The following is a 422-nucleotide window of genomic DNA, read 5'->3' as shown; positions in this document are numbered from 1 at the left end:
TCGTCAGTAGCGGCGGCGTGGGCCTGATCGCGGCAGCGCTCATCCTGATTGGGTTTCCGCTGTTTAGTGGCATGTCGTGGCTACAGGTTGCCGATGAAGTCGGGCGTAAGCTTTGCCGTATCGGCGGTTGGTTTGGTGAGCGTCGTGCCAAGCGGCGCGAAAAGCGTGCCGAACGTGCTGCCGTGCGTGCAGCGGCCAAGGCGGCGTCCAACAAAGTGAAGCAGCGCTCCTGGGCAGAGCCGAGCGATACGAGTACTGACCCTGTCGATGAAGAGGTCGATGAGGAGAAAGCGACAGTCGCTCCGCGCATCCGTGAAGCCCCCGAGCCACCCGTGCGTGCTGCCGTGAGTGAGCGTTCCTCTGCCGGTCGTCGTGAGCGCCGTGAGCCGAGCTTCACGGCACCCGCCGAAGAGGAAGAGGCG

1 protein-coding gene is annotated in these 422 nt (G+C 64.2%); it reads left to right on the top strand.

The features are described 5' to 3' along the window. On the top strand, positions 1 to 422 hold a 422-nt coding region (locus B3O33_RS07100), incomplete at both ends, for a hypothetical protein (protein ID WP_292363283.1).

The organism is Methylophaga sp. UBA1464 (genome assembly GCF_002325665.1).
Classification (GTDB): domain Bacteria; phylum Pseudomonadota; class Gammaproteobacteria; order Nitrosococcales; family Methylophagaceae; genus Methylophaga.
The sequence above is the reverse complement of the archived record's forward strand: the minus strand, read 5'-3'. Positions and strand labels throughout refer to the sequence as shown.